The 25,292-nt window shown below is 69.0% G+C and carries 16 protein-coding genes; 10 read left to right on the top strand and 6 right to left on the bottom strand.

Annotated features, from left to right (window positions below; translation table 11 throughout):
* Window positions 1-103: 103 nt before the first annotated feature.
* The 3 genes from H074_RS31680 to H074_RS31670 all read right to left on the bottom strand — a co-directional run bounded on the left by H074_RS31680 (window position 104) and on the right by H074_RS31670 (window position 3,285).
* Window positions 104-985 carry a helix-turn-helix domain-containing protein gene (locus H074_RS31680; protein ID WP_007034167.1) on the bottom strand — a complete coding sequence of 294 codons (882 nt, stop codon included), beginning with the start codon at window positions 983-985 and terminating at the stop codon, window positions 104-106.
* A gap of 18 nt (window positions 986-1,003) precedes the next feature.
* Window positions 1,004-2,824 (bottom strand): glycoside hydrolase family 15 protein, encoded by a 1,821-nt coding sequence (locus tag H074_RS31675; RefSeq protein WP_007034166.1) that lies wholly within the window; start codon window positions 2,822-2,824, stop codon window positions 1,004-1,006.
* Between the two features lie 113 nt (window positions 2,825-2,937).
* Entirely contained in the window at window positions 2,938-3,285 is a 348-nt protein-coding gene (locus H074_RS31670; protein WP_007034165.1) for an SHOCT domain-containing protein, read from the bottom strand.
* A 331-nt stretch (window positions 3,286-3,616) separates the two neighbouring features.
* Here H074_RS31670 and H074_RS31665 point away from each other — a divergent pair, with 331 nt between their 5' ends.
* Window positions 3,617-3,895: a hypothetical protein gene (locus H074_RS31665; RefSeq protein ID WP_007034164.1), complete on the top strand. Its 279-nt coding sequence runs from the start codon at window positions 3,617-3,619 to the stop codon at window positions 3,893-3,895.
* The gene (locus H074_RS40430) at window positions 3,892-4,185 is read left to right on the top strand and encodes a hypothetical protein (RefSeq protein WP_051072044.1); all 294 of its coding nucleotides are present in this window, start codon (window positions 3,892-3,894) and stop codon (window positions 4,183-4,185) included. The genes H074_RS31665 and H074_RS40430 overlap by 4 nt, the downstream gene beginning before the upstream one ends.
* A 98-nt stretch (window positions 4,186-4,283) precedes the next feature.
* Here the strand turns inward: H074_RS40430 and H074_RS31655 are convergent, their stop codons facing one another.
* On the bottom strand, window positions 4,284-4,790 hold the full coding sequence (locus H074_RS31655; RefSeq protein WP_007034162.1) for a DUF1269 domain-containing protein: 507 nt from the start codon (window positions 4,788-4,790) through the stop codon (window positions 4,284-4,286).
* Window positions 4,791-4,991: 201 nt separating this feature from the next.
* Between H074_RS31655 and H074_RS31650 the strand changes: the two genes are divergently transcribed.
* Window positions 4,992-5,453, top strand: coding sequence for a DUF7144 family membrane protein (locus tag H074_RS31650; protein ID WP_007034161.1), 462 nt, complete (start codon window positions 4,992-4,994; stop codon window positions 5,451-5,453).
* Between the two features lie 69 nt (window positions 5,454-5,522).
* On the opposite strand, the gene H074_RS31645 is transcribed toward H074_RS31650, so the two are convergent.
* Together H074_RS31645 and H074_RS31640 are read right to left on the bottom strand one after the other, a co-directional pair.
* Window positions 5,523-6,728, bottom strand: coding sequence for an AI-2E family transporter (locus tag H074_RS31645; protein ID WP_007034160.1), 1,206 nt, complete (start codon window positions 6,726-6,728; stop codon window positions 5,523-5,525).
* 153 nt (window positions 6,729-6,881) lie between these two features.
* Window positions 6,882-7,520 (bottom strand): TetR/AcrR family transcriptional regulator, encoded by a 639-nt coding sequence (locus H074_RS31640; RefSeq protein WP_235096921.1) that lies wholly within the window; start codon window positions 7,518-7,520, stop codon window positions 6,882-6,884.
* Between the two features lie 355 nt (window positions 7,521-7,875).
* Between H074_RS31640 and vanH the strand changes: the two genes are divergently transcribed.
* The 7 genes from vanH to H074_RS31605 all read left to right on the top strand — a co-directional run bounded on the left by vanH (window position 7,876) and on the right by H074_RS31605 (window position 25,253).
* Window positions 7,876-8,907 carry a VanH-AOV family D-lactate dehydrogenase gene (gene vanH / locus H074_RS31635; RefSeq protein ID WP_083920529.1) on the top strand — a complete coding sequence of 344 codons (1,032 nt, stop codon included), beginning with the start codon at window positions 7,876-7,878 and terminating at the stop codon, window positions 8,905-8,907.
* A gap of 1 nt (window position 8,908) precedes the next feature.
* Window positions 8,909-9,949, top strand: a complete 1,041-nt coding sequence (vanA-Ao2, locus tag H074_RS31630) for a D-alanine--(R)-lactate ligase VanA-Ao2 (protein ID WP_007034157.1) — start codon at window positions 8,909-8,911, stop codon at window positions 9,947-9,949.
* A complete protein-coding gene (gene vanX / locus H074_RS31625) occupies window positions 9,946-10,554 on the top strand; it encodes a D-Ala-D-Ala dipeptidase VanX (RefSeq protein ID WP_007034156.1) in 609 nt (202 codons plus the stop codon). The genes vanA-Ao2 and vanX overlap by 4 nt, the downstream gene beginning before the upstream one ends.
* 1,460 nt (window positions 10,555-12,014) lie before the next feature.
* Window positions 12,015-12,719 carry a helix-turn-helix domain-containing protein gene (locus tag H074_RS31620; RefSeq protein ID WP_476692309.1) on the top strand — a complete coding sequence of 235 codons (705 nt, stop codon included), beginning with the start codon at window positions 12,015-12,017 and terminating at the stop codon, window positions 12,717-12,719.
* 182 nt (window positions 12,720-12,901) lie between these two features.
* On the top strand, window positions 12,902-13,732 hold the full coding sequence (locus H074_RS31615) for a prephenate dehydrogenase (protein WP_007034154.1): 831 nt from the start codon (window positions 12,902-12,904) through the stop codon (window positions 13,730-13,732).
* 116 nt (window positions 13,733-13,848) lie between these two features.
* Window positions 13,849-15,801, top strand: coding sequence for an ABC transporter ATP-binding protein (locus H074_RS31610; protein WP_007034153.1), 1,953 nt, complete (start codon window positions 13,849-13,851; stop codon window positions 15,799-15,801).
* A 2-nt stretch (window positions 15,802-15,803) separates the two neighbouring features.
* On the top strand, window positions 15,804-25,253 hold the full coding sequence (locus H074_RS31605) for a non-ribosomal peptide synthetase (protein ID WP_007034152.1): 9,450 nt from the start codon (window positions 15,804-15,806) through the stop codon (window positions 25,251-25,253).
* The last annotated feature ends 39 nt before the right edge of the window (window positions 25,254-25,292 follow it).

Here is a 25,292-nt window from a genome sequence, read left to right as displayed (position 1 = left end):
TGAACGTTATTGCGCGTAAGTCAACGCTTTCACTCAACTTCAAGCGAAGTTCATGCACTTATTGCGCGGAAAGTCCAAGCGGTGCCGTGCGGAAGTCCAAGGGTCAGTCGGGCACCAACGGTGGGTCGTCGGGAGGAGGAATCCGCGAACTCCAGCCGCCTGGGACGGCCTGGACGCGCGACTCGCGGAAGCGCCCGGGGGAGACGCCGACCCGGCGGGTGAAGAGCCTGCTGAAGTAGGCGGCGTCCTCGTAGCCGATCGCTTGGGCCACCTCCTGCACCGGCATCCGCGTGGTGGTCAGGAGTTCCTTCGCGCGGTTGAGGCGGAGGGTCAGCAGGTGATCTTTCAAGCCGGTTTCGGTGCTCCGGCGCACGGCGGCACGCAGTTCGGGCAGCGTCATGCCGCGGCGGGCCGCGATCTCCGCGACACTGATCGGCAGCAGGGCGTCCCGCGCCAGCGCCTCCAGCAGGGATCCGCCGCTCGGTGTGCTGTCGGCGCCGGCCCGCCGCAAGGCCACCAGCAGGTGATGCACGGCCGCCGAAGCGTCGACCTGTGCCAGCGGGCTGCCGCCTCGCGCGCAGCGCACGATCCGGCTCACGATGTCGCGGACGACCTCGACGTCGCCCAGCGGCACCACCGGCGTCCCGGGCGTGACGTAGCCGAGTTCCACGTAGGCGTCCACGGCGCTGCCGTCGAAGTCGACGAAACATTCTTCCCAGCCGTGCGCGGGGTCGGGCGCGTAGTGGTGCCCGACCCCGGGGACGAGCCACAGCAGGGCGGGCGCGACGACCTCCTGCCGTTCCCCGCCCGCCACGGCGAACCACCCGCGCCCCTTGGACACCACGACGGCCACGTAATGGTCGAGCACGCGCGGCCCCACCACGGGCAGGACGCCGTGCTGCAGCCCGACACCGAGGCACACCAGGCCCAGCCGTCGGTGCACGGCGGACGGTGTGAAGTACCGCATCCAGGTCCGGTAACCCATCCCCGCATCCTCGCGCAATCACCCCAAAGCGGCGTCGAGGGTGACCGCGGCGTCGATGAGCGAGAGGTGGGTGAAGGCCTGCGGGAAGTTGCCGAGTTGCTCGCCACTCGGCGCGATCTCCTCGGCGTAGAGACCGACGTGGTTGGCGTAGGTCAGCATCTTCTCGAACGCCGCCCGCGCTTCGTCCAGTCTGCCTGCCCGGGTCAGTGCGTCGGCATAGGCGAAGCTGCACAAGGAGAAAGTGCCTTCCGTGCCCGCCAGGCCGTCCGGGGTCGCGGCCGGATCGTACCGGTGCACCAGGCTGTCGATGACCAGATCCTTCCCGATCGCGTCGAGGGTGGAAAGCCACAGCGGGTCCTGTGACGGGAGGAAACCGGTGCGGGGCATCCGCAACAGCGACGCGTCCAGCTCGTCCCCGGTGTAATGCTGGACGAACGCCTGCCGCGTCCGGTGCCAGCCCTGGTTCAGGATCTGGTCGTAGATGCTGTCGCGCTGCCACGTCCAGTCCTCGACCGGCGCCGGACGGCCGTGCGTGCTCGCCATCCGGAGGCCGCGGTCGAAGGCGACCCAGCTCATCAGGCGGCCGTAGGTGAAGGACCGGCGTCCGCCCCTGGTCTCCCAGATGCCCTCCTCGGGCTGGTCCCAGTGTTGTCCGAGCCAGTCGAGCGTCGAGCGGACCGCGGTCCAGCCCCGGTGGGGCAGCCCGAAGCCCGCCAGATCGGCGGTGAAGACACTGTCCAGTGCCTCGCCGTAGATGTCCAGCTGCAGCTGCCCCGCCGCGTCGTTGCCGATCCGGACCGGTCTCGACCCGAGATACCCCGACCAGTGCGTGAGCTCCTCCTCGCGGAGGTCCGTCGCACCGTCCACGCGGTAGAGCACGGCCAGCGGCCCGCCCTCGCCGCGTTCGCGGCCGCCTTCGCGGATCCGGTCGCCGAGCCAGCCGCCGAACCGGGCCGCCTCTTCGGTGAAGCCGAGGGCCAGCAGCGCGGAGACGGAGAACGACGCGTCACGCACCCAGGTGTAGCGATAGTCCCAGTTCCGTTCCCCGCCGAGTTCCTCCGGCAGGCCGAGGGTGGGGGCGGCGACCAGGCCGCCGGTCGGCCGGTAGGTGAGCAGTTTCAGGGTGATCGCCGAGCGGGTCACGATCTCCCGCCAGCGCCCGCGGTAGGTGGAGCGGGCCAGCCACGAGCGCCACCAGCCCACCGTGTCTTCGAACAGGCCGGTGAACTCCCCGAGCCGGATCTCGCGTGGCGGTTCCGGGTTGTCCGTCTCGAGTACGACACCCCGGACCTGTCCGGCGGCCAGGCTGAGCCGCAGGTGCACGTCGTTTCCTTCGATCCGCGTCTCGGAGAGGTGCTCATCGCCGGGTTCGCGGACCGGATGCAGCGTCAGCGACAGCTCACTCGACACGAAGACGGCACCGTGCCCGGACAGGATCGCCTCGTGTGGACGGCGGCCGTAGTCGAAACGCGGCGCGACCACCATGTCGAAGGTGACGTTCCCCCGGACGCAGCGCACGAGGCGGGCGATCCGGTGCTTGGCGGTCGCGGCGCCGTCACACGGGGGCATGAAGTCGACCACCTCGCCGATCCCGTCCGCGCTGGAGAACCGGGTGATCAGGACCGCGGTGTCCGGGTAGTACATCTGCCTGCTGGTGTACTGCCCGGCCGGGTGGACGCGGAACCGGCCACCACGTTCGTCGTCGAGCAGCGCGCCGAAGACCGACGGTGAATCGAAGCGCGGGCTGCAGAACCAGTCGATCGACCCGCCGGTGGTGACCAGCGCGGCGGTCTGCAGATCGCCGATCAGGCCGTGATCGGCGATCGCGGTTTCGGGCATGGTGCCTCCTCGGGCATCGGGTGCGGTCGGAGATCACCGTCGTCCCGGCGGGGCGGGCACCGCCTCATCCGCCCGGGGTGAAGTGGTTCCGAGGTGGCCGCGGCACCGCGAGGTCAAGACGAGAGCGCCTTCCGCTTGAGGACGCGGAATTCCTCCTCGTCGATGGCTCCCTGGTCCAGCAGGCGTTTCGCCTCGGCGATCCGCTCCGCGGCATCTTTGTCCACTGCGGACGGAGGTCGCATGTGCCTGCCCTGGGTGCCCAGGTAGAGCAGGACACCGACGAAGGGCAGCAACAGCACGAACACCGTCCAGCCCGCCTTGGCCCAGCCGGACACGCCGGGCCTGCGGTAGAGGTCGCTCAGGACGAGGAACAACAGCCAGAACCAGGCGACCCAGCAGAAGAACACCAGCATCGTCCACATCAGCTCGGAGAACGGGTAGTCCGTGCTCGCCAAGGCCATGATCTCTCCTCACACCGGATCGGTCGGGTCCGCTTCACTCGACCGGAGCCAGGGCCCGCTCGCCTCACCCTGGGCAGGTGAGGCGAGCGGGCTTCGCGGGTTCGACGCGTTCGGCGGCCTCGCCGCGGGATGGTCACCTTTGTCTTCGGCCCCGTCTTCGCGGTCGGTTTCACATCCTCAAGGCGGATCCTGCCAGGCAATTCGGCCGTCTCACCCGCGCCGGGCGAGGAAAAGGAGGACCGCGCACAGAATCGTGTGCCCCGTGAAAGTTCGTGGAGATTCATGGAGAAAGCAAAAAACCGGAAATCGGCCGACGCTCGCATTCGCCACGATGCAGTTGTTCTGGGTCGGTCCCGTCGAGTTCGTGGTACTCGACGTTCTGCGAACCGGCCGTGTCGGCACCGAGGCGGTGGTGTTCTCGCTCGCCGCCTTCCTCGCCACACTGACCTCGGCTCGGCTCGCCGTCGGGGCCGGTCTCGACCTGCTCGCGCGGTCGCTCTTCCTGCCGTCGCACATCTGGTCGTCGATCATGCTGGCGGTCGATCTGGCTGTGCTCGCCGCGACGTTCTTCTCGGCGGGGCGGGCGGGCAGGGGGAAGGGAAACCGATGAGCCTGCCGAGTCCGGCTCAACGCGGATCGTTGGCGGGAGCGAATTACGTCTTCCGGGGCAGTGGTCGAATCCCCGAACAGGCGAACAGGGTGGTGGACGATTTCCAGGGAATGCTCGTGGTCCCGGTCGGCAAGGAGATGATCGTCTTCGGCACCGTCACCGATCAGGGGAGTATCTCGCGCATTCTGCGGACGCTCGAGGCACTCGGGATGCGTGTGGAGTCCGTGCACCGGGTCAGAGAACTCACCCCGCAGGAGACCGGCGACGGGGGTTTTCCGGATACGCGGTGATCCGGGAAGGTTCCGTGGCGTCCGTGAAGGCCTCTTCGAGCGACCCAGAGTCCCTCGAAGAGGCCTTCACGGACCTGCCATCCGGTGACTGGACCGGGTCAGAGCCGTCCGGGAACAGGGAACTCGCCGAACGCGGTGCGCAGTCGTGCCTCTTCCTCGTCGGAGAGATTCGTCGTCAGCAGGATGGCACCGGTCTCCTTGAAGGGTTCCGCGACCCGATCCAGGACGGCGTCGTCCGACATCACGAACAGCGCGGACGTGCCCGGCGTGACGCGGGTCCGGACGGCGGCGATGAACTCCTCGTCGATGCCGACGCGGGAAAGTGAACCGGTGATCGCCCCGACCGCCGCCCCGACGGCCATCCCCAGCAGCGGCACCAGGAAGATCAGGCCGAACAGCAGCCCCCAGAACCCACCGCCCAGTGCCCCGGCGCCGGTCAAGGAGCCGAGGTCCTTGGTCTTCGGCTTCTTCCGGCCTTCGGGCCAGGTGACATAGGCCGCGTCGGCGATCGAGATGAGCTGTTGCTTTTGCAGTCGTTCCAGCAGTGCGAGCGCGTTCTCCGCGCCGTCCGCGGTGGGAAAGGCCCATACGGTCAGCGAACTCATGATGCGGTCCTCCTCGATCCGGAATCGGTGGTCCGAGCGGCACTGTGCTCCGGGGCCGCCCCGCCCCGCATCGCCCGCGCCGGATGAGCCCGGGTGCGGTTCCGGCGGAGCCCGATCTCACCTGATACGGGCGAGGCCGCCGTCACGGCGAACGCGCCACGATCACCCGAGTCCGCAGCCCTCCTCACGGAAAGAGGAATCATGAGCGAAAGAGCGCACCACTGGACCACCGCGCCCGGCACCGGGCCGCCGTCCCCGCCGGATACCGCCGCCTCCCGGTCGCGGCGGTCGGGCTGGATCTGGTTCGCCGGGTCGATCACCATCATGGCCGGTCTGTTCACCGCCGTGGAAGGACTGGTCGCGCTGTTCGACCGGAACTACTACCTGCTCGGCCCATCGGGGCTGCTCGTCTTCGACCTCGGCGCCTGGGGATGGGTCCATCTGATCGTCGGCGCCCTCGCGGTGTTCGCGGGGGGCGCGCTGTTCACCGGGGCTCCGTGGGCCCGCATCGTCACCGCCGTGCTCGCCGGTTTCAACGCGTTGGCGCAGATGGTGTTCCTGTCCGCGTATCCGATCTGGGGCGTGGTCGTCATCGCCCTCGACGTCCTGGTGATCTGGGCGGTACTGGTGCACGGGGACGAGGCCCCGGAAGAGCTCTGGTGATCCGGAGGCCACACCGGTGACCGTGTTCCGCGCCCCGGCCGGTTCCGGAAGACGGCCTGACCGCACCGGTCAGTCCTTCTCCCGGTTCGGCGCGCACAGCAGTGCCTCCGCCCACCGGGCGCGCGGATCGACGTCGATGAGCAAGGCCTTGGCCAGCAGCGTCGCCGGCACGGCGAGGACGGCGCCGAGCGGACCGAGCAGCCAGGTCCAGAAGACGAGCGCCAGTACGGTGACCAAAGTGGACAGACCGACCGACTCCGCGACGAACCGGGGCTGGATCAACGACTGCACCACGAAGTTCAGCAGGATGTACACGGCGACGGTCACGAGCATGGTCCGCCAGCCACCTTCGAGGAGCGCGATGAGCGCGGGCGGGACCACACCGATCACGAAGCCCACGTTGGGCACGTAGTTGGTGACGAAGGACAGCAGGCCCCACAGCACGGCCGCCGGGATGCCGAGCAGAGCGAGCGCGACGACGTCGAGTGCCGCCACCAGTCCGCCGAACACCGTCGTCACGATCAGGTACCTCCTGGTGCCGAAGGCGAAACGGCGCAACGCCGCGCTCACCCAAGGCCGATCGCTCGCGATCCGTCCGAGCCGTTGCCCGGCCCACGCCGATTCGGTACTCAGGAACAACATCAGGGCGAACAGGAAGGCCAGGTTCGTGACCAGGCCGCCGACACCCGCGAGCAGGGAACCGGCGAAACCGATCAGCTTCCCGGTGTCCACGGCGGACATCATTTTTCGAAGCTCTGGATCTCCGATCCCGAACCGGCCGAGGAACGCCATTCCGTCCCGGAGCAGTTCGTCGGCCTGTCCGGCATAGCGGGGGAGCAGCGCGGACAACTGCGCGAGGGACACCACGATCACCAGGAACAGTACGAGCAACACGGCGTAGACGGTGACGACCAGGACGGCGACCGTGAGCCAGCGCGGGAAACCCTTGCCGCGCAACCATGCTCGCACCGGATCGAGGGTGATCACGATGACGAGGGCGAGGAACACGGGCCCGGCGAGCCAAGCGACGGCCTTCAGTCCGGCCAGCACGATGATCGCGGCGGCGGAACCGAGCAGCACCACCAGCGCGCGGGGCAGTGACGCGCCGGTGCCCGGCAGGGCGGGAGGCGGCGACGGAACCGGTGGCGCGCCGGTGGAGAGCCGTCTCGAGAAGAGGCGGATTTCCCGTCGCTCGCCCGTTGTCCGGCGGTGGCGTGCCCATCGCGGCCGGCGGAGCCGGATCGCCGGGAACTCGTCGAACGATATTCGCACCATGCGGCAACCTCCGGAGACGGTCTGGCGATCGGCCGTTCCACGGTGGCAGGGCGTCACCGTCCGAAGATCACCCGGCGTGGGCGAAAGCTGCCGTCCCAGGAGCGGCCGCGCCATGCCGGCTCTCGTGAGTGGTGAGGACGGTTCTAACCGTCCTCACCACTCACGAGGCTCGCCACGGTCCGCCACGTTTGCCGTACCCCTCAATATGCCGAGCGCGAGGTGGAGCTGGCGCGCCCACCAGCGCACTTGTGCGGCCGAATCGTCCGCCGCGGCTCCGGTGATCCCGGCGCTGCGCCGGAAAACGCTCCCGTACAGGGCCTCCGTGGCCATCGCCTGATGCAGGGCGGCGACGGCGAGGCGGGTGTCGTCGAGCGAACCGCCGGGTGGCCGGAGCCGGTGGAGGGCGTCGACGACCGGGTCGAGCACCCCGCTGTCCGGATCGCGCCATCCCGCCGCGTGCAGCGCCACCGCGAGCTCGCCGTAGCCATGCCGGTACAGAGCGTGGAGAGCCTCGACGAACCCGAGCAGATCGGCGTCGTGGTCCAGCCGGCTCGCGAGGAGGTCCTGAAGCGCGTCCCGAAGGCGGCGGCCCCCGTGCCGGAGGAGTTCGGCGAGCAGTTTGTCGCGGTTGCCGAAGTGATGGGCGACGCCGGCGTCGGTCATGCCGACCCGCGCGGCCACGGCACGCATCTGGACGGCGGCGACGCCGGACTCGCTGAGCAGTGAAGCCGCGGTGTCGAGGATCAGCCGCCTGGCCTCCTCGGGAGTCCGTCGCACTCGGGGTGTCCTCACGATCGCATCGTACCTTGATGGGCCAAGGTACGTGGGTTACCTTGAGATGCCAAGGTAACCTGGGGAGGTAGCCGCTCCGCGACGCCGACGCGAGCCGTCTATGCACTGCCAATCGCCGGGTCGTCGTCGTTCGGACGCTCCGGAAGACCTCGCCGACCTCGTGCCGGCGTGGCTTTGTGGCATCCGTCACGGGACGGTTTCGACGCCCGGGGCGGGCGGGCAAGATCTGCGATAGAGCTGTGCGGCGCAGGTGAACGACATCGTGTGCACTGGGCGCTACCAGTTGGTAACTTATTGTCGGGGTGGCGAAAACCCCATAAGAGACGGCGACATCGCGCTGCCTACAATGTCGGGCATGACCTACAGCGAACCAGCGCGATCAGCTGCCCCCCGCACCGGATCGCTGGCGTCCGCCTCCTCCTCGGCCGTCTTGGCGAGGGGAATCACGATTTATGGATGCGGACAGGACGAGGCCGCCTTGTTTCGGGAGATGGCGCCTCGTTTCGGCATAACACCGACCATTGTGGACGCGCCGGTATCCGAGGCCAATATCGATCTGGTCTCCGGAAACCGATGCATCAGTATCGGTCACAAGACCAAGGTCACGAACTCCATTCTTCTCGCGCTGGGCAAAGCGGGAGTGAAATACATCTCCACGCGGAGCATCGGCTTCAACCACATCGATGTGGAATACGCGGCGAGCGTCGGTATCACCGTGGGCAATGTCGCCTACTCGCCCGACAGCGTGGCCGACTTCACGCTGATGCTGATGCTCATGGCGGTGCGCGACGCCAAGTCCATCATCCGCCGCACCGAGGTCCACGACTACCGGCTGAACGAGGTGCGCGGGAAAGAGCTGCGCGATCTGACCGTCGGGGTGGTCGGAACAGGGCGTATCGGCGTCGCCGTCCTGGACCGGCTGCGCGGTTTCGGCTGCCGGGTGCTGGCCTACGACACGCTGCTGACCGCGTCGGCCGATTATGTTCCTCTCGACGAATTGCTGCAGCAGAGCGACATCGTGACGCTCCATGTGCCGCTCAACACCGATACCTATCATCTGCTCGACCGGAAGAACATCGGGCAAATGAAGGGCGGCGCGTACATCATCAACACCGGACGTGGTCCGCTCATCGAAACCGAGGCCCTCATTTCGGCACTGGAAAGCGGCAAGCTGGGCGGAGCGGCACTGGACGTCGTCGAAGGAGAGGAAGGGATCTTCTACGCCGACTGCAGGAACAAGCCGCTCCAGAGCGAAACGTTGCTGCGGTTGGAAAAACTGCCGAACGTGCTCATCAGTCCGCATACCGCCTATTACACGGACCACGCGCTGAGTGACACTGTTGAAAACTCCATCATCAATTGTCTCCAATTCGAAAGCGGGAAGTAGTATGGGTAGGCTGAAAATCGGAATTCTGTTCGGCGGGCTTTCCGAAGAACATCCTATCTCCATCAAATCTGCGCGCGAGGTCCAGCAGAACCTCGACCTCGAGAAGTACGAGCCGTTCTACATCGGGATCACCCAGAGCGGTGCCTGGATGCTGTGCGACGGCCCCGCCGAGGATTGGGAGAACGGGAACGTCCGCCCGGCCGTCCTGTCGCCGGACCGCGGTGTGCACGGCCTGCTCGTCCTGGACGAGGGCAAGTACGAGACGATCGCCCTCGACGTGGTGCTGCCGGTCCTGCACGGCAAGTTCGGCGAAGACGGCGCGATGCAGGGCCTGCTGGAGATCTCCGGCGTTCCCTACGTCGGCTGCGACCTCCCGAGCTCGGTCATGTGCATCGACAAGGCCCTCACCTATTCCGTCGTCCGCGGCGCGGGGATCGCGACGCCGACCTTCTACATCGTCACGCCGGACAACGACGTCGACCCGGACCAGCTGAACTACCCGGTCTTCGTGAAGCCCGCCCGCTCCGGCTCGTCGTTCGGCGTCAGCAAGGTCTCCGCGAAGGAAGAGCTGCCCGCCGCGCTGGCGGAGGCGCGCCAGTACGACGCGAAGATCCTGATCGAAGAGGCCGTCATCGGCAGCGAGATCGGCTGCTCGATCCTGGGCAACGACGAGGACCTGTTCGCGGGCGAGGTCGACCGGGTCGCGCTGACCCACGGCTTCTTCAAGATCCACCAGGAGGAGAGCCCCGAGACCGGCTCCGAGAACTCGAGCTTCATCGTCCCCGCCGACATCCCGGACGAGTCGCGCGACCTCGTCCAGGAGACGGCGAAGGTCATCTACCGCGCCCTGGGCTGCCGCGGGCTCGCGCGGGTGGACCTGTTCCTCAAGGAGGACGGGAGCGTCGTGCTCAACGAGGTCAACACCCTGCCCGGCCTGACCTCGTACAGCCGTTACCCGCGGATGATGGCCGCCGCCGGCCTCTCGCTCGGTGACGTGATCGACCGGCTGGTGAAGCTGACCCTGGCGGGCCGTGACGAATGAAGGATGATTTCGTCTTCGTAGACGAGGTTGTCCCCGGAATTCGCTGGGACGCCAAGTACGCCACGTGGGACAACTTCACCGGCAAGCCGGTGGACGGGTACCTGGTGAACCGCATCGTCGGCACGCGTGCCTTCTGCGCGGCGCTGGAGAAGGCGCGGGACAAGGCCGCGGAGCTCGGCTTCGGCCTGCTCCTTTGGGACGGGTACCGCCCGCAGCGCGCCGTGGACCGCTTCATGCGCTGGGCGGAAGAGCCCGAAGACGGCCGGAAGAAGTCCAGGCACTACCCGAACATCGAGCGGCCCGAGATGTTCGAACAGGGCTATGTGGCCACCAAGTCCGGGCACAGCCGGGGCAGCACGGTGGATCTGACGCTCTACCGCCTGGACACCGGTGAGCTCGCCGACATGGGCGGCGACCACGACCTGATGGACGTCGTCTCGCATCACGGTGCGGAGGGTGTGCCGGAAGAGGCCGCGAAGAACCGTGCGCACCTCTGCGCGGTCATGGAGGGCTCGGGCTTCAGCTCGTACGAGTGCGAGTGGTGGCACTACAGCCTGAAGGACGAGCCGTACCCGGACACCTATTTCGATTTCCCCATCGAGTAGCGGCGGGGAAAGAGACCGGTGTCCGCCCGGTCGGACGACAGAGATGCCGCGGGTGCCACTGAGGGCACCCGCGGCATTTCTGTCATCCGACAGGTTCGCTCTCGTCGTTCGCCGGCGTAGCCCGTCCGGGCCGTGTACAAGGGAATTCCCTCCGGATCGTCCAGTGCGCGCTCACCTCCCCGGGTGAAGAGGCGGGGAACGTGGGTTTGCCGCCTGCCACCACGGTGTGGACGGCTCAGGTGCCTGTCCACCTTGGCACCCACCGCTTTGCTCTCGACGACTTCGTCGGAGTGACCCCGCACGCGTGTCGTCCGGCCGCGGAATTCCGCGCGCGAACCACCGCGATGGCGCAAACCGGAATGGCCGTGTGTGGTATCGGGCCTGCCGCTGGGAGAGCCCGGCTCGACCGTTCGTGTGAATAAGTGCCGGAGGGCGACACACTGGCGGACGGTGGTGATCATCCCACGCCGGAATACAAGATCACGCGGATGGACTAACCGGCCCCGGGAAGAGTTCGACCCGCAGGTCTGTGACCAGCGTGTGCGCGACAGCACTACGCACCCTCGGCGAGCGAGTCAATACCGGAGCCGAAGTTTCGAATAGTGATCTTGAGCGTTCTCTTCACTGCGGATTACGCTGTTCGTCAATTGCCGACAGCGTTTTGCCGTGCCATGCTGAAGTGGTGTGAGGCCCGCTGGGGTTGATAGGGCCGCGCACTTGCTGGGACCGAGGGGGGGCGACCGAGTCTTGCGATGCAGTCAAAGATTCCGGCCGATGAACCACTGACCCGAATCGCTTCCCAGGCCAAGGGATGAAAACTTCCGAGATCCTCGCTTCGCGTCGGGTGTCGGCATCTTCGGGCTGACCTGGTGCGGCCCTTGCTGGACTGAAGTCGCTGAGCGAATGTTGAGGAAAGCTTTGTTCGGGGTGAAAGCAGGATGTGTCCTGCCGCCTCGATGGTTCGTCGAAGTGCACGCTGCCGCCGGTCATCCGGGACAACACGGAGACCGCCCGCTCACGCGGGTCCGCAGGCGGCGTTCGAGTAGTCCTCACCGTCGAGGACGCCCTCCGCGCGGCCAGGACCCGTGCTGGACGGGATCGTGGTGTCCAACCACCGAAGCCAAGCAGTTGGACGGTGGATTCCATGCCATGTAACAAAGTTGACGAATAACAGATTCAATGGGGGCTAGGTGGATCCGACGAGAGTTGACCTGTCCGCTCTCCCGGTCGTCGAAATCGAGCTGTCGAGGCTGTCGTCCGTGTGCTCGCCGCGAACTTCGGGTGAGGATCCGGACCACGTCGAGACATTGCTGTCGGCAGAATGGGAGCTTCCGCCCATTCTCGTGCACAGACCGACGATGCGGGTGGTCGATGGCCTGCACAGGCTCAGGGCGGCGCAAGTCAGAGGCGACACTAAAATTCAGGCCAGGTTCATCGACGGTACCGAATCGGATGCCTTCGTGCTGGCCGTGGAGGCCAACATCCGGCACGGTTTGCCGCTTTCGCTGGCCGATCGCAAACGAGCGGCGGTTCAGATCATCGGGACGCATCCGCAATGGTCCGACCGGCGGGTGGCTTCGGCGACGGGCATCTCCGCCGGCACGGTGGCGGACCTTCGCAAACGTGGCGGAGAGAGCGGGAACGAGGCCAGGATCGGACGGGATGGGCGGATCCGCCCGGTGGACAGTTCGGAGCGACGACGACTTGCCGCCGACCTCATCCGCAACGACCCGGGTCTCTCGCTCCGGCAGGTCGCCAAACAGGTCGGCATCTCCCCGGAGACGGTCCGGGACGTGCGGGGCAGGCTGGAGCGCGGTGAGAGCCCGACCCCGAACGGAAGCAGGAGGCTCCGGACCAGACAACATCCGCTGAACCTGACCGAGCCGGACCTCGGTCACGCGCTGGACCGGGAGCGTCTCGCCGTACTGGAAAGGCTCAAGGCGGATCCCACCCTGCGGTTGAGCGAGGTGGGCCGGATCCTGTTGCGCATGCTCACCATGCATTCCATCGATGGGCAGGAGTGGGAGCGGATCCTGCAAGGCGTGCCACCGCACCTGTACGGCGTGGTCGCCGGGTTCGCCAGGGATCACGCCCGGGTCTGGGCGGGATTCGCGGATCACCTGGAGAACCGCGCCACCGACCTCGCCGCGGGAGTGATCGCGTAACGCGGAGGCCTGGCTCGAAGGGGACTTTCCCGCGCGGTGCGCGGGAAAGTCCCCTTCGTGCTGTCCGGACCCACTGGTGTCCATTCCCGTGTTCGGACACCGGTGTCCTCAGTGGACGGTGGCGCCCACGGTGCCCAGGTCCGGGGCTCGACATGGCCGGGCGCGCGGCATAAGAAAAGAGGGTGACCATCGAAAAAGTGCTCGTCGTCGGCACGGGTCTGATCGGCACCTCCGTCGCGCTGGCCCTGCGGGAGACGGACGTGGAGGTCCACCTTTCGGACGTCGACGCGGAGGCCGCGGATCTGGCGCGGGAACTCGGCGCGGGCCGGGAATGGACCGGCGGGGAGGTCGACCTGGCGGTGATCGCCGTCCCACCGCATCTCGTCGGGGAGCGGCTGGCCGAACTGCAGAAACAGGAAGTCGCGCGGGTGTACACCGATGTCGCCAGCGTCAAGGCCGAGCCGATCGCCGACGCCGAGCGGCTCGGCTGCGACCTGGTCTCCTACGTGCCGGGTCACCCGCTCGCCGGGCGCGAGCGATCCGGTCCCGCCGCGGCCCGCGCCGATCTGTTCTCGGGCCGCCCCTGGGCGCTCTGCCCCGGCTCCGGAACGGGCGCGGACGCCGTCCGGCTGGTGCGGGAGCTGGTGTCTCTGTGCGGGGCGAAAGCGGTCACCGTGGCCGCGGACGAGCACGACTCGGCGGTGGCGCTGGTGTCGCACGCTCCCCACGTGGTTGCGTCCGCCGTGGCGGCGAGCCTGGCGGGCGGCGGCGACGTCGCGCTGAGCCTCTCCGGACAGGGCCTGCGGGACGTGACCCGCATCGCCGCCGGGAACCCCGTGCTGTGGCAAAGGATTCTCGCCGGAAACGCGGTGGCGGTGGCCGGGCTGCTCGACCGGATCGCGGACGAGCTCGCGGCGGCGGCCTCGGCGTTGCGGTCCGGCGACCTCGCCGAGGTGGCGGATCTGCTGTGGCGCGGCGTGGAAGGCCACTCCCGGATCCCCGCAAATCGTTAGGCCTTGCGGTAAAACGCGTCCAAGTGCGGAAACCGATCGCTTGGACCCACTCGTGGACATCGACTCGATTCAGCACGATTGAGATCGCCGGCTTGGTTCGTGAGAGAGGTGACCGAATGGACGTGGTGTTGCGCTTCGGGGGGGTGGACAAGAGTGATGACGATCCCGATCCCTGGGTCACCAAGGTCCACAAGGGAACGGTGCGGCGGGTGCTCACCTACTTCCGCCCGCATATCGGCAAGGTGGCGCTCTTCGTTCTGGTCGCCGCGCTGGAGGCGGCGATCGTCGTCGCGACTCCGTTGCTGCTGAAGGAACTCATCGACGAAGGCATCGTCAAGAACGATTCCGGGGTCGTGATCCTGATGGCCTGCCTCACCGCCGGGCTCGCCGTGGTGGCCGCGGTGCTGGCGCTGGTGTCGGGCTACATCTCCGGGAAGATCGGCGAGGGGATCACCTACGACCTCCGGGTCCAGGCGCTCGCCCATGTCCGGCAGCTGCCGATCGCGTTCTTCACCCGCACCCAGACCGGGATCCTGGTCGGCAGGCTGCACTCGGAACTGATCATGGCGCAGCAGCATTTCACCGGGCTGCTCATGGCGGCCACCGGTGTGGTCATGGTCGTGGTGGTGCTGATCGAGCTGATCTACCTTTCGTGGCTCGTCGCCCTCATCACGCTGGTGCTGATTCCGATCTTCCTCGTGCCGTGGATCCGTGTGGGCCGGGTGATCCAGAAGCGCAGCGTGGCGCAGATGGACGCGAACACCGGCCTCGGCGGGCTGCTGCAGGAGCGGTTCAACGTGCAGGGCGCCATGCTTTCCAAGCTGTTCGGCCGCCCGGCCGAGGAGATGGCCGAGTTCGAGGAACGCTCCGGCCGGATCCGCGAGATCGGCGTGAGCCTTTCCGTCTGGGGCCGGACGGCCTTCGTGATGATGGCGCTGATGGCCTCGCTCGCCACGGCGCTCGTCTACGGGATCGGTGGCGAGCTCGTGCTCGCCGGGGCGTTCCAGCTCGGCACGCTGGTCGCCATCGCCACCCTGCTTTCGCGGCTGTTCGGGCCGATCACGCAGCTGTCCGGGATGCAGGAGCTCGCGCAGACCGTCGTGGTGAGCTTCTCCCGGGTCTTCGAGCTGCTCGACCTGAAGCCGCTGATCCAGGAACGCCCCGACGCCGTCGAGCTGGAAAAGGGCGTGGCGCCGGACATCCGGTTCGAGAACGTGCGGTTCCGGTACCCCACCGCGGACGAGGTCTCGCTGGCGTCGCTGGAACACCTGCGGACCGAACGCGAGCGCGGTGAAGTGTCGCCGGACGTCCTGCGCGACGTGAGCTTCCAGGTCCAGGCCGGAACCCTCACCGCGCTCGTCGGCCCGTCCGGCGCGGGGAAGAGCACCATCACCCACCTGGTGTCCCGGCTGTACGACCCGAACTCCGGGACCGTTCGCGTCGGCGGACACGATCTGCGGGACCTCACCTTCGACTCGCTCCGCGACACGGTCGGGGTGGTCAGCCAGGACGCGTATCTCTTCCATGACACCATCCGGGAGAACCTGCTCTACGCCCGCCCGACCGCCACCGAGGACGAACTGATCGAAGCCTGCAAGGGCGCCCAGATCTGGGATCTGATCGAATCCCTTCCCCTCGGGTTGGACACCGTCTCGGGTGATCGCGGCTACCGCATGTCGGGAGGGGAGAAACAGCGACTGGCCATCGCCAGGCTGTTGCTGAAGGCACCGTCGATCGTCGTGCTCGACGAAGCCACCGCGCATCTGGACTCCGAGTCGGAGGCCGCCGTCCAGCGGGCGCTCAAGACCGCGCTGCGCAGCCGGACGTCGATCGTGATCGCACACCGGCTGTCCACGATCCGCGAGGCCGACCAGATCCTCGTGATCGACGGCGGCGGGGTCTCCGAACGCGGGACGCACGACGAACTTCTGGCCGAAAACGGGCTCTACGCCGAGCTCTACCGCACGCAGTTCGCCAACCCGGACCGCGACGCGCCCAAGCCGGAAATCGAAGAGGTCGAAGAGGAAGAGCTCGAGCCGGCGATCGAATACATGGGTTTCGGAGGATGACGATGAATTCCACCGCGCGGACCACCCCGACGGTGCTGGACCTGTTCACCTCGCACGTGACCCGGGCACCCGGAGCGGTGGCCGTGGTCGACGGTGACCGGGTCCTGACGTACCGGGAACTCGACGAGGCCGCCGGCCGGTTGGCCGGACGGCTCGCCGGGCGGGGGATTCGCCGTGGCGACCGGGTCGCGGTGATGATGGGCCGGTCGGCGGAGCTGGTGGTGGCGTTGCTCGCCGTGTGGAAGGCGGGGGCGACCTACGTCCCGGTGGACGCCGCCTACCCCGCGCCGCGGGTGGAATTCATGGTTTCGGATTCGGCGGCCGCGCTGACGGTGTGCTCGGTCGTGACGCGCGACGCCGTGCCGGAAGGCGCCGGGTACCTCGAAGCGGACGCCTCGGACGAGGACGCTTCCGGCGTGGCGCCGGCCGCCGCGCTCGCGGAAGACCTGGCGTTCGTGATGTACACGTCCGGTTCGACGGGCAAGCCGAAGGGTGTGGCGATCTCGCATCGCTGCGTCGCGGAGCTGGTGCGGGACCCCGGTTGGGAGATGGAGCCGGGCGAAGCGGTGCTCATGCATTCGCCGCACGCCTTCGACGCTTCCCTGTTCGAGGTCTGGACGCCGCTGGCGTCGGGCGCCCGGGTGGTGATCGCCGAGCCGGGCGTGATGGACGCCCGGCGCCTGCGGGAGGCGGCCGCGGCCGGAGTGACGCGGGCGTACCTGACCGCGGGGAGTTTCCGCGCGGTGGCGGAGGAATCGCCGGAATCGTTCGCGGGGTTCCGCGAGGTGCTGACCGGCGGTGACGTGGTGCCCGTGCACGCGGTGGAGCGGGTGCGGGAAGCCTGCCCTCGCGCGCGGGTGCGGCACATGTACGGCCCGACCGAAGCGACGATGTGCGGGACGTGGCATCTGCTGGAGCCGGGTGACGTGCTGGGATCGGTGCTGCCGATCGGGCGTCCGCTGGCGGGCCGCGCGGTCCAGGTGCTCGACGAGTCGCTGCGGCCGGTGGGACCCGGCGTGGTCGGCGACCTGTACCTCTCCGGAAGCCTCGCGGAAGGCTACTTCGGCCGGGCGGGGCTGACGGCGGAACGGTTCGTGGCGGATCCGTCCGCGCCGGGCCGGAGGATGTACTGGACGGGCGACCTCGCCCAGTGGACCGCCGAGGGCGAGCTGCTGTTCGCGGGGCGGGCCGACAACCAGGTGAAGATCCGCGGGTTCCGGATCGAGCCCGGCGAGATCGAGGCCGCGCTGATCGCCCAGCCGGACGTCCAGGACGCCGTGGTGGCGGCGATCGACGGCCGGCTCGTCGGCTACGTGGTGGCGGGCGGGGACGTGGATCCCGCGCTCGTCCGCGAGCGTCTCGGGGCGGTGCTGCCGGAGTACCTGGTCCCGGTCGCCGTGCTCGTGCTGGACGCGTTGCCGCTGACCGGCAACGGCAAGGTGGACAGGGCGGCGCTGCCCGCACCCGAGTTCACGGCGAGCGCCACGAGCCGGGAGCCCGCCACCGAGGCCGAGCGTGTCCTTTGTGGACTCTTCGCCGAGGTGCTCCGGATCGACCGGGCCGGTGTCGACGACGGATTCTTCGAACTGGGCGGGGATTCGATCCTCGCGATGCGCCTGGCGGCCCGCGCGGCCAAGGCGGGCCTGCTGCTGACGCCGGTCCAGATCTTCGAGGAGACGACTCCCGCCGGGCTGGCCGCCGTGGCGCGGGACCTGCCTTCCGACCGGCCCGGCGACGGCGCCCTGATCAGCCTGACCGAGGCGGAAGAGGCGGAGCTGGCGCTCGCCGCTCCGGGCGCCGACGAGATCTGGCCGCTGGCCCCGCTGCAGGAGGGGCTGCTCTTCGAATCGATCCTCGACGACCAGGGCCCCGACATCTACCAGGTGCAGGTGATCCTGGAGCTGACCGGCGAGCTGGACGAGACCCGGCTGCGGGGCGCGTGGGATACCGTCGTCCGGCGGCACGCCGAGCTCCGGCTGACCTTCCACCGGCTCGAGTCGGGCAAGACGGTGCAGGCCGTCCACGGGGACGTCACCGTGCCGTGGCGGACGGTGGATCTGACCGATGCCGACGACGTCGACGCCGCCTTCGAGGCCCTGGCGGTGCAGGAGCAGGCGCATCGGTTCGACCTCGCCACGGCACCACTGATCCGGCTGGTGCTCGTCCGGGTCGGCGAGGACCGGCACCGGCTGCTGGTCGTCATCCACCACATCCTGGTCGACGGCTGGTCGGTGGCGGTCATCCTCAACGAGGCGTTCGAGGCGTACGAGCCCGGCGGGCGGCTGCCGGAACGGCGGGACGGCGCCTCCTACCGCGACTACCTGGCTTGGCTGGACCGGCAGGACAAGGACGCGGCACGCGAGGCCTGGCGGGCGGAGCTGTCCGACCTCGACGAGCCCGCGCTGATCGCGTCGGCGTCGGCCGCGACCGACTACGACTACCGCGTCACCCACCTGCCGCCCGCACTGCACGCCGACCTGCTGGAGTTCACCCGCGAGCACGGGCTGACGCCGAGCACGGTGGTGCACGCCGCCTGGGCGATGGTGCTGTCGCGGCTCACGCGGCGGACCGACGTGGTGTTCGGCACCATGGTCGCGACCCGCCCCGCGGAACTCCAGGGCATCGAGTCGATGCCGGGCCTGCTGATGAGCGCTATGCCGGTCCGGGTGTCCCTGGACGGCGGGCAAGCGGTCATGGACATGCTCACCGAGCTGTACGGCCGTCAGATGGCCCTCATGCCGCATCAGCACCTGGGACTGCCGGAGATCCAGAAGGCGGCCGGACCCGGCGCGACCTTCGACACGCTGCTGGTGGTCGAGAACTACCCGCGGGAGTACGCCGGCCGGTACAAGTATCTGCGCACGATCGAAGGCACCCACTATCCGCTGACCCTCGGCATCACCCCGGGGGACCGGTTCAAGATCCAGCTCGGCTACTGGCAGGGCCAGGTCCCGGAGGCCGTCGCCGACTCGCTGCTGGAGTGGTTCGTCGGTGCCATCGGCGCCCTGGTCGCCGATCCCGCCGGTCTGGTGGGGCGGATAGGTGTGGGCACGGCCGAGGCGCGCCGCTGGCGACCGCCGCTGGTGGCGGGGGAACCGCTGCACACGCTGGTGGGGCGGATGGCCGCCCGGCGGCCGGACGGCGTGGCGCTGGTGGACGGCGACGGTGAGCTGACCTACGCGCGGTTGTGGGACCGGTCGGTGAGGTTCGCCGCCGTGTTGCGCGCCCACGGCATCGGGTCCGAGTCCCGGGTCGGCCTGGTGGTGGGACGGTCGTCCTGGTGGACCGTGGGCATGCTGGGCGTCCTGCTCGCGGGCGGCACGTTCGTGCCGGTGGACCCGGCGTATCCGGACGAGCGCAAGGAAACGATCTTCCGCAGCGCGGATCCGATGCTGGTGGTGTGCGCGGCGTCGACACGGGGGGCCGTGCCCGCCGAGTACCAGGACCGGTTGCTGGTGATCGACGAGGTCGAGCTGCCGGCGGCGCCGGAGGAAGAGCCGCCGCGGGTGGATCCGCGCAGTGCCGCGTACGTGATCTACACGTCGGGATCGACGGGAACTCCGAAGGGAGTCGTCGTCACCCATACCGGGCTGGGGAACCTGGCGCTGGCGCATATCGAACGGTTCGCCGTGACCCCGTCGTCGCGGGTCCTGCAGTTCGCGGCGCTCGGCTTCGACACCATCGTGTCCGAGGTGATGATGGCGCTGCTGTCGGGAGCCACGCTGGTGGTACCGCCGGAGCAGGAGCTGCCGCCGCGGATGGCGATGTCCGAAACGCTGGCACGGTGGGACATCACGCAGGTGAAGGCACCGCCGTCGGTGCTGGGCACGGTCGACGTGCTGCCGGACCGGGTGGACACCGTGGTCGCGGCGGGAGAACTCTGCCCGCCGGGCCTGGTGGACCGGATGTCGGCGAACCATCGGATGATCAACGCCTACGGGCCGACCGAGACCACGATCTGCGCGACGATGAGCATGCCGTTGTCGCCGGGCCGGCACCCGATCCCGTTCGGCGGGCCGGTCCCGGGAGTGCGCGCCTATCTGCTGGACTCGTTCCTGCGTCCGTTGCCGCCCGGCATCACCGGTGAGCTGTATCTGGCGGGCATCGGGGTGGCGCGCGGTTATCTGGGCCGTCCGGCGCTGACGGCCGAGCGGTTCGTCGCCGATCCGTTCGCCCCCGGCGAGCGGATGTACCGGACCGGAGACCTGGCGTACTGGACCGACCAGGGCGAACTGGTGTCCGCCGGGCGTGCCGACGACCAGGTCAAGATCCGCGGCTTCCGGGTCGAACCGCGCGAAATCGAGTTCGCGCTGTCCTCGTACCCGGGGATCACCCAGGCCACCGTGACCGTCCGCGAAGACCGCCTGATCGCCTACGTGACGCCGGGCGACATCGACACACAGGCGGCGCGGGCGCATCTCGCGTCCCGGATGCCCCAGTACATGGTGCCCGCGGCGGTGGTGGCGTTGGACGTCCTGCCGCTGACGGCGCACGGGAAGATCGATCGGCGCGCGCTGCCCGACCCCGATTTCGCCACCGGGACGCCCGCCAGGGAGCCCGCCACCGAGACCGAGCGGGTGCTGTGCGAGCTGTTCGCCGGCGTGCTCGGGCTGGAGCGGGCCGGTGTGGACGACAGCTTCTTCGACCTCGGCGGGGACTCCATCCTTTCGATGCAGCTCGCGGCGCGGGCGCGGCGTTCGGGGCTGACGTTCACCGCGGCGGACGTCTTCGACGGGAAGACCCCGGAGCGCATCGCGCAGCTGGCGGAGGTGTCTTCGCCGCCGGAACAGGCTTCTTCCCCGAAGCCCGACGGTGTCGGCGACGTCGCCTGGACGCCGGTGATGTCGCTGCTGGGCGACGGCGTCACGGGACCCGGATTCGCGCAGTGGATGGTGGTCGGGACACCTCCGGGCCTGACGGAGAAGGCTTTGGCGGCGGGATTCTCGGCCGTGGTGGGCACGCACGACATGCTGCGGGCCCGCGTTGTCGAAGACGTGCGAGGACGGCGGCTGGTGGTCGGCGAGCGTGGGGCGGTGGACGCGGCCGGGTGGGTCACCCATGTCAGGCTCGACGGCCGTTCGCCGGACGAGGCCGTCCAGGACGCGGCACGCGAGGCCGTCAGCAGACTCGACCCGCCGGCGGGGGTGATGGCGCAGGTCGTGTGGCTCGACGCCGGACCGGATCGGGTGGGCCGGTTGGTGGTGGTCGTCCATCACCTGTCGGTCGACGGCGTGTCCTGGCGGATCCTGCTGTCGGATCTGCACTCCGCCTGCGAAGCGGCGGCCGCGGGGCGGACTCCGGCGCTGGAGCCGGTGGGCCTGTCGTTCAAGCGGTGGGCGAGCCTGCTGAAGGAGCAGGCGGTCTCCGTGGAACGGGTCGCGGAACTGGAGGCGTGGAAGGCGATCCTCGGACCGGCGGAGCGCGGGTCGTCCGCGAGCCGGGCCGCGGAAGGCGAAGTGCGCTCGCGGTCGTGGGTGGTGCCGAAGCGGGAGACATCGGTCTTGGTCGGCCGGGCTCCGCTGGTCTTCCACTGCGGGGTGAACGACGTCCTGCTCGCGGGGCTGGCTGGAGCGGTGACCCGCCGGCGCGGTGGCGACGCGGTGCTGGTGGACGTGGAAGGCCACGGCCGTCATCCGGCCGCGGGGACCGATCTGTCCCGGACGGTGGGCTGGTTCACCAGCGCGCATCCGGTACGGCTGGCCGTGGCGGACACCGATCTGGCGGACGTGCTCGCCGGTGGCCCGGCGGCCGGGCGGTTGCTGAAGCTGGTCAAGGAGCAGTCGCGGGCGGTGCCCGGCGACGGGCTCGGATACGGCTTGTTGCGCTATCTCAACGACGTGACGGGTCCGGTACTGGCGGAACTGCCGTCGCCGGAGATCGGGTTCAACTACCTGGGCAGGTTCGCCACCGCCGAGAAGAGCGACGTGCGGGCTTGGCAGCCGGTCGGCGACCTCGGCAGTGCGCAGGAACCCGGAATGGGCCTGCCGCACGCGCTCGAAGTCAACGCGATCGTCCAGGATTCGCCGGACGGTCCCGAACTGACGCTCCTGCTGGAATGGCAGGAAGACCTGCTGGACGAAGCGGAGGTCGAACGACTGGCCCAGGGCTGGCTGGAGATGCTGGCAGGGCTGGCCCGTCAGGCGGACGATCCCGCCGCGGGCGGGCACACCGCCTCCGACTTCGATCTCGTCGCCTTGGACCAGGCCGAGATCGAGGCCCTCGAAACCGAATACGCGGACGCCGGCGGGGTGGCCGACGTGCTGCCGCTGTCGCCGCTGCAGCACGGGCTCGCGTTCCACGCCGGTTACGGCGGTGACGGTGTCGACGTCTACACCGCGCAGGCGGTGCTGGACCTGAGCGGTCCGCTGGACATGCTGCTGCTGCGGAAGTCGGTGCGCGGGCTGCTGGACCGGCACCCGAACCTGCGCGCCGGATTCCGGCACGCCGCCGCCGGGCCCGCCTACCAGGTGATCCCGGGCGCCGTGGAGGTTCCGGTGTCCTTTGTGGACGCGACGGGGTCGGCGGATCCGGAGGCCGAGGCGACGGCGGTGGCCGCGGCCGAGCGGGCACGGCCGTTCGATCTGGCCAAGCCTCCGCTGCTGCGGATCACGGTGGTGGCCTTGGGCCAGGACAGCCATCGGCTGGTGCTGACCAACCATCACATCCTGCTCGACGGCTGGTCGACGCCACTGCTGGTGGACGAACTGCTCACGCTTTACCGCGCCGGCGCGGTTCCGTCCGCGCTGGCGCCGGTCACCCCGTATCGGGACTACCTGGCCTGGGTCGGTGAAACCGATCGGGACGCGTCGATCACCGCGTGGCGTGAGGCGCTGGCAGGCTTGCCGGAACCGACCCTGGTCGCGGACGACCGGCCGGTGCCGGTCCAGGTGCCCGGGCAGATGTGGGCCGAACTGGACGAGACGTTCGCCGCCGCTTTGGCCGCGCGGGCACGCGAATGCGGTGTCACGGTCAGCACGATGCTGCAGGCGGTGTGGGGCCTGGTGCTGGCGGCGACCACCGGACGCGACGACGTGGTGTTCGGGGCGGTGGTGTCCGGGCGACCGGCCGAGCTGCCCGGGATCGAGACCATGGTCGGCCTGTTCATCAACACCGTCCCGGTCCGGGTCCGGACGCGGCCGGAGCAGACCTTCGCCGAGCTGGTGCGGCAGATCCAGGACGAGCAGATCGCGTTGCTGGCCCATCACCACGTCGGGCTCGCCGACATCCAGCAGACCGCCGGGCTGGGCCGGTTGTTCGACACCCTCGTCGTCTACGAGAACTACCCCAGGCCCGACGAGACCGGTGACACGGAGCCGGATCGGTTGCGGGTGCGGGGAATGACCGCCGCCGACGCCACCCACTACCCGCTGGCGCTGGCGGTCGTCCCCGGCGACGTCCTGCGCCTGCGCCTGGAGCACCAGCCCACGCTGTTCACCACCGAGCAGGCCGTTGCCGTGCTGGATCGCTTCACTCGGGTGCTCGAAGCCGTGGTCGCCGAGCCGCGGACGCCGCTCCCGGCGGTGCCGATCCTGTCCGGCGCCGAACAGCGAGACCTGCTGGCGCGCAACGACACCGCGGTGGAGGTGCCGGACCGGACGCTCCCGGAGTCGTTCGCCGCGCAGGTCGCCGCCACCCCGGACGCGACCGCGGTGATCTTCGAGGACCTGTCGCTGTCTTACGCCGAACTCGACGCCCGTGCCAATCAGCTGGCGCGCTGGCTCATCGATCGGGGCGCCGGGCCCGAAGGCCTGGTCGCGGTGATGCTCCCCCGGTCGCTGGAACTGGTCGTCGCGGTGCTGGCGATCACCAAGACCGGTGGTGCCTGGCTGCCGATCGATCCGGTCTATCCGGCCGAGCGCGTGTCGTACATGCTCGACGACGCCCGGCCTGCGCTGGTGATCACCTCCGCGGCGCTGTCGGCATCACCCGCCGGTGAGGTGCTGGCCGGCAGGCAGGCGACGGTGGTGATCGACGACCCGGTCTCGGTGGGCGAGCTGGCGGGCCGGGATCGCGCGCCGGTCACCGACGCGGACCGCGTCCGGCCGCTGGATCCGCGTCATCCGGCGTACCTCATCTACACCTCGGGCTCCACCGGCCGGCCCAAGGCCGTCGTCGTCACCCACCGGAACCTGGCGAACTACCTGTTCCACTGCGGGCGGAAGTACCCGGGCCTACGGGGACGATCGCTGATGCATTCGTCGATCGCCTTCGACCTGACGGTGACCGCGCTGCTCACTCCGCTCACCGTGGGCGGAACGGTTCTCCTCGGCGCGCTGGAGGACCTGATCGGCACGGTGGAAAGCGCCCCGTCGCTGTTCCTCAAGGCCACGCCGAGCCATGTGAAGACCCTGGACACCGGTTCCCGGGAGATCGCGGTCGCGGGCGACCTTCTGCTCGGTGGCGAGCAGTTGTCCGTCGACACGATCGCCCACTGGCGCCGCACCTACCCGAACACCGTTGTCGTCAACGAATACGGCCCGACCGAGGCCACCGTCGGATGCGTCGAATTCCGGCTCGAACCCGGGCAGGCGGCTCCGTCCGGCGAGGTGGTGCCGATCGGCACTCCCATGACGAACGCGCGGGCGTTCGTGCTGGATTCGTGGCTGCGGCCGGTGCCGCCGGGCACGGTGGGCGAGCTGTACGTGGCGGGCGCGGGTGTGGCACGCGGATATCTGGGGCGAGCGGGACTGACCGCGACGCGGTTCGTGGCCGACCCGTCCGGGGCCGGCGGGCTGATGTACCGGACCGGGGACCTGGTGCGGTGGAACCCGGACGGGGAACTGGTGTTCGCCGGTCGCGTCGACGATCAGGTGAAGGTGCGGGGATACCGGATCGAGCCCGGCGAGATCGAAGCGGTCTTGGTGGCACAGGAGTCGGTGGGGCAGGCCGTGGTGATGGCCAAGGACAGCGCCTCCGGCAAACGGCTGATCGGTTACGTGACCGCCGCCGGGGAGTCCGGAGTGGACGAAGCCGCGGTGCTCGAGAGCGTGGCCGCCCGGTTGCCGCGGTACATGGTGCCGGCGGCGGTGGTGGTGCTCGAGGCACTGCCGTTGACGGCGAACGGGAAAGTGGACCGGGACGCGTTGCCGGATCCCGATTTCAACGGACGCGTCACGGGCCGGGAACCGGTCACGGAGGCCGAGCGGCTGCTGTGTTCGCTCTTCGCCGAGGTGCTCGGACTGGAGCGGGCGGGCGCGGACGACAGTTTCTTCGAACTGGGTGGCGATTCGATCCTTTCGATGCAACTGGCGGCGCGTGCCCACCGTGCGGGAATGGCCTTCGGCGCGCGCGAAGTGTTCGAACAGCGGACACCCGCGGCGATCGCGGCGATCGTGGAACGGGGAGCGAGTGCTCCCGCCGCGAGTGAATACGCCACGTCCGACGTCGCTCTTCTCGAACTGGATCAAGACGAGATCGACGAATTCGAAGCGGAGTTCGAAAACGGCCGCTGACCCCGTGACGCCGTGAGGTTCGCTCCGTCGGTTACTGAC

The sequence above is a fragment of the Amycolatopsis decaplanina DSM 44594 genome, assembly GCF_000342005.1.
GTDB classification, from domain to species: Bacteria; Actinomycetota; Actinomycetes; order Mycobacteriales; family Pseudonocardiaceae; genus Amycolatopsis; species Amycolatopsis decaplanina.
The sequence above is the reverse complement of the archived record's forward strand: the minus strand, read 5'-3'. Positions and strand labels throughout refer to the sequence as shown.

Coding starts and splice junctions, on each gene's coding strand:
- H074_RS31680 (WP_007034167.1), bottom strand. CDS start 985: ATGGGTTACCGGACCTGGATGCGGTACTTCACACCGTCCGCCGTGCAC.
- H074_RS31675 (WP_007034166.1), bottom strand. CDS start 2,824: ATGCCCGAAACCGCGATCGCCGATCACGGCCTGATCGGCGATCTGCAG.
- H074_RS31670 (WP_007034165.1), bottom strand. CDS start 3,285: ATGGCCTTGGCGAGCACGGACTACCCGTTCTCCGAGCTGATGTGGACG.
- H074_RS31665 (WP_007034164.1), top strand. CDS start 3,617: ATGCAGTTGTTCTGGGTCGGTCCCGTCGAGTTCGTGGTACTCGACGTT.
- H074_RS40430 (WP_051072044.1), top strand. CDS start 3,892: ATGAGCCTGCCGAGTCCGGCTCAACGCGGATCGTTGGCGGGAGCGAAT.
- H074_RS31655 (WP_007034162.1), bottom strand. CDS start 4,790: ATGAGTTCGCTGACCGTATGGGCCTTTCCCACCGCGGACGGCGCGGAG.
- H074_RS31650 (WP_007034161.1), top strand. CDS start 4,992: ATGAGCGAAAGAGCGCACCACTGGACCACCGCGCCCGGCACCGGGCCG.
- H074_RS31645 (WP_007034160.1), bottom strand. CDS start 6,728: ATGGTGCGAATATCGTTCGACGAGTTCCCGGCGATCCGGCTCCGCCGG.
- vanH (WP_083920529.1), top strand. CDS start 7,876: ATGACCTACAGCGAACCAGCGCGATCAGCTGCCCCCCGCACCGGATCG.
- vanA-Ao2 (WP_007034157.1), top strand. CDS start 8,909: ATGGGTAGGCTGAAAATCGGAATTCTGTTCGGCGGGCTTTCCGAAGAA.
- vanX (WP_007034156.1), top strand. CDS start 9,946: ATGAAGGATGATTTCGTCTTCGTAGACGAGGTTGTCCCCGGAATTCGC.
- H074_RS31610 (WP_007034153.1), top strand. CDS start 13,849: ATGGACGTGGTGTTGCGCTTCGGGGGGGTGGACAAGAGTGATGACGAT.
- H074_RS31605 (WP_007034152.1), top strand. CDS start 15,804: ATGAATTCCACCGCGCGGACCACCCCGACGGTGCTGGACCTGTTCACC.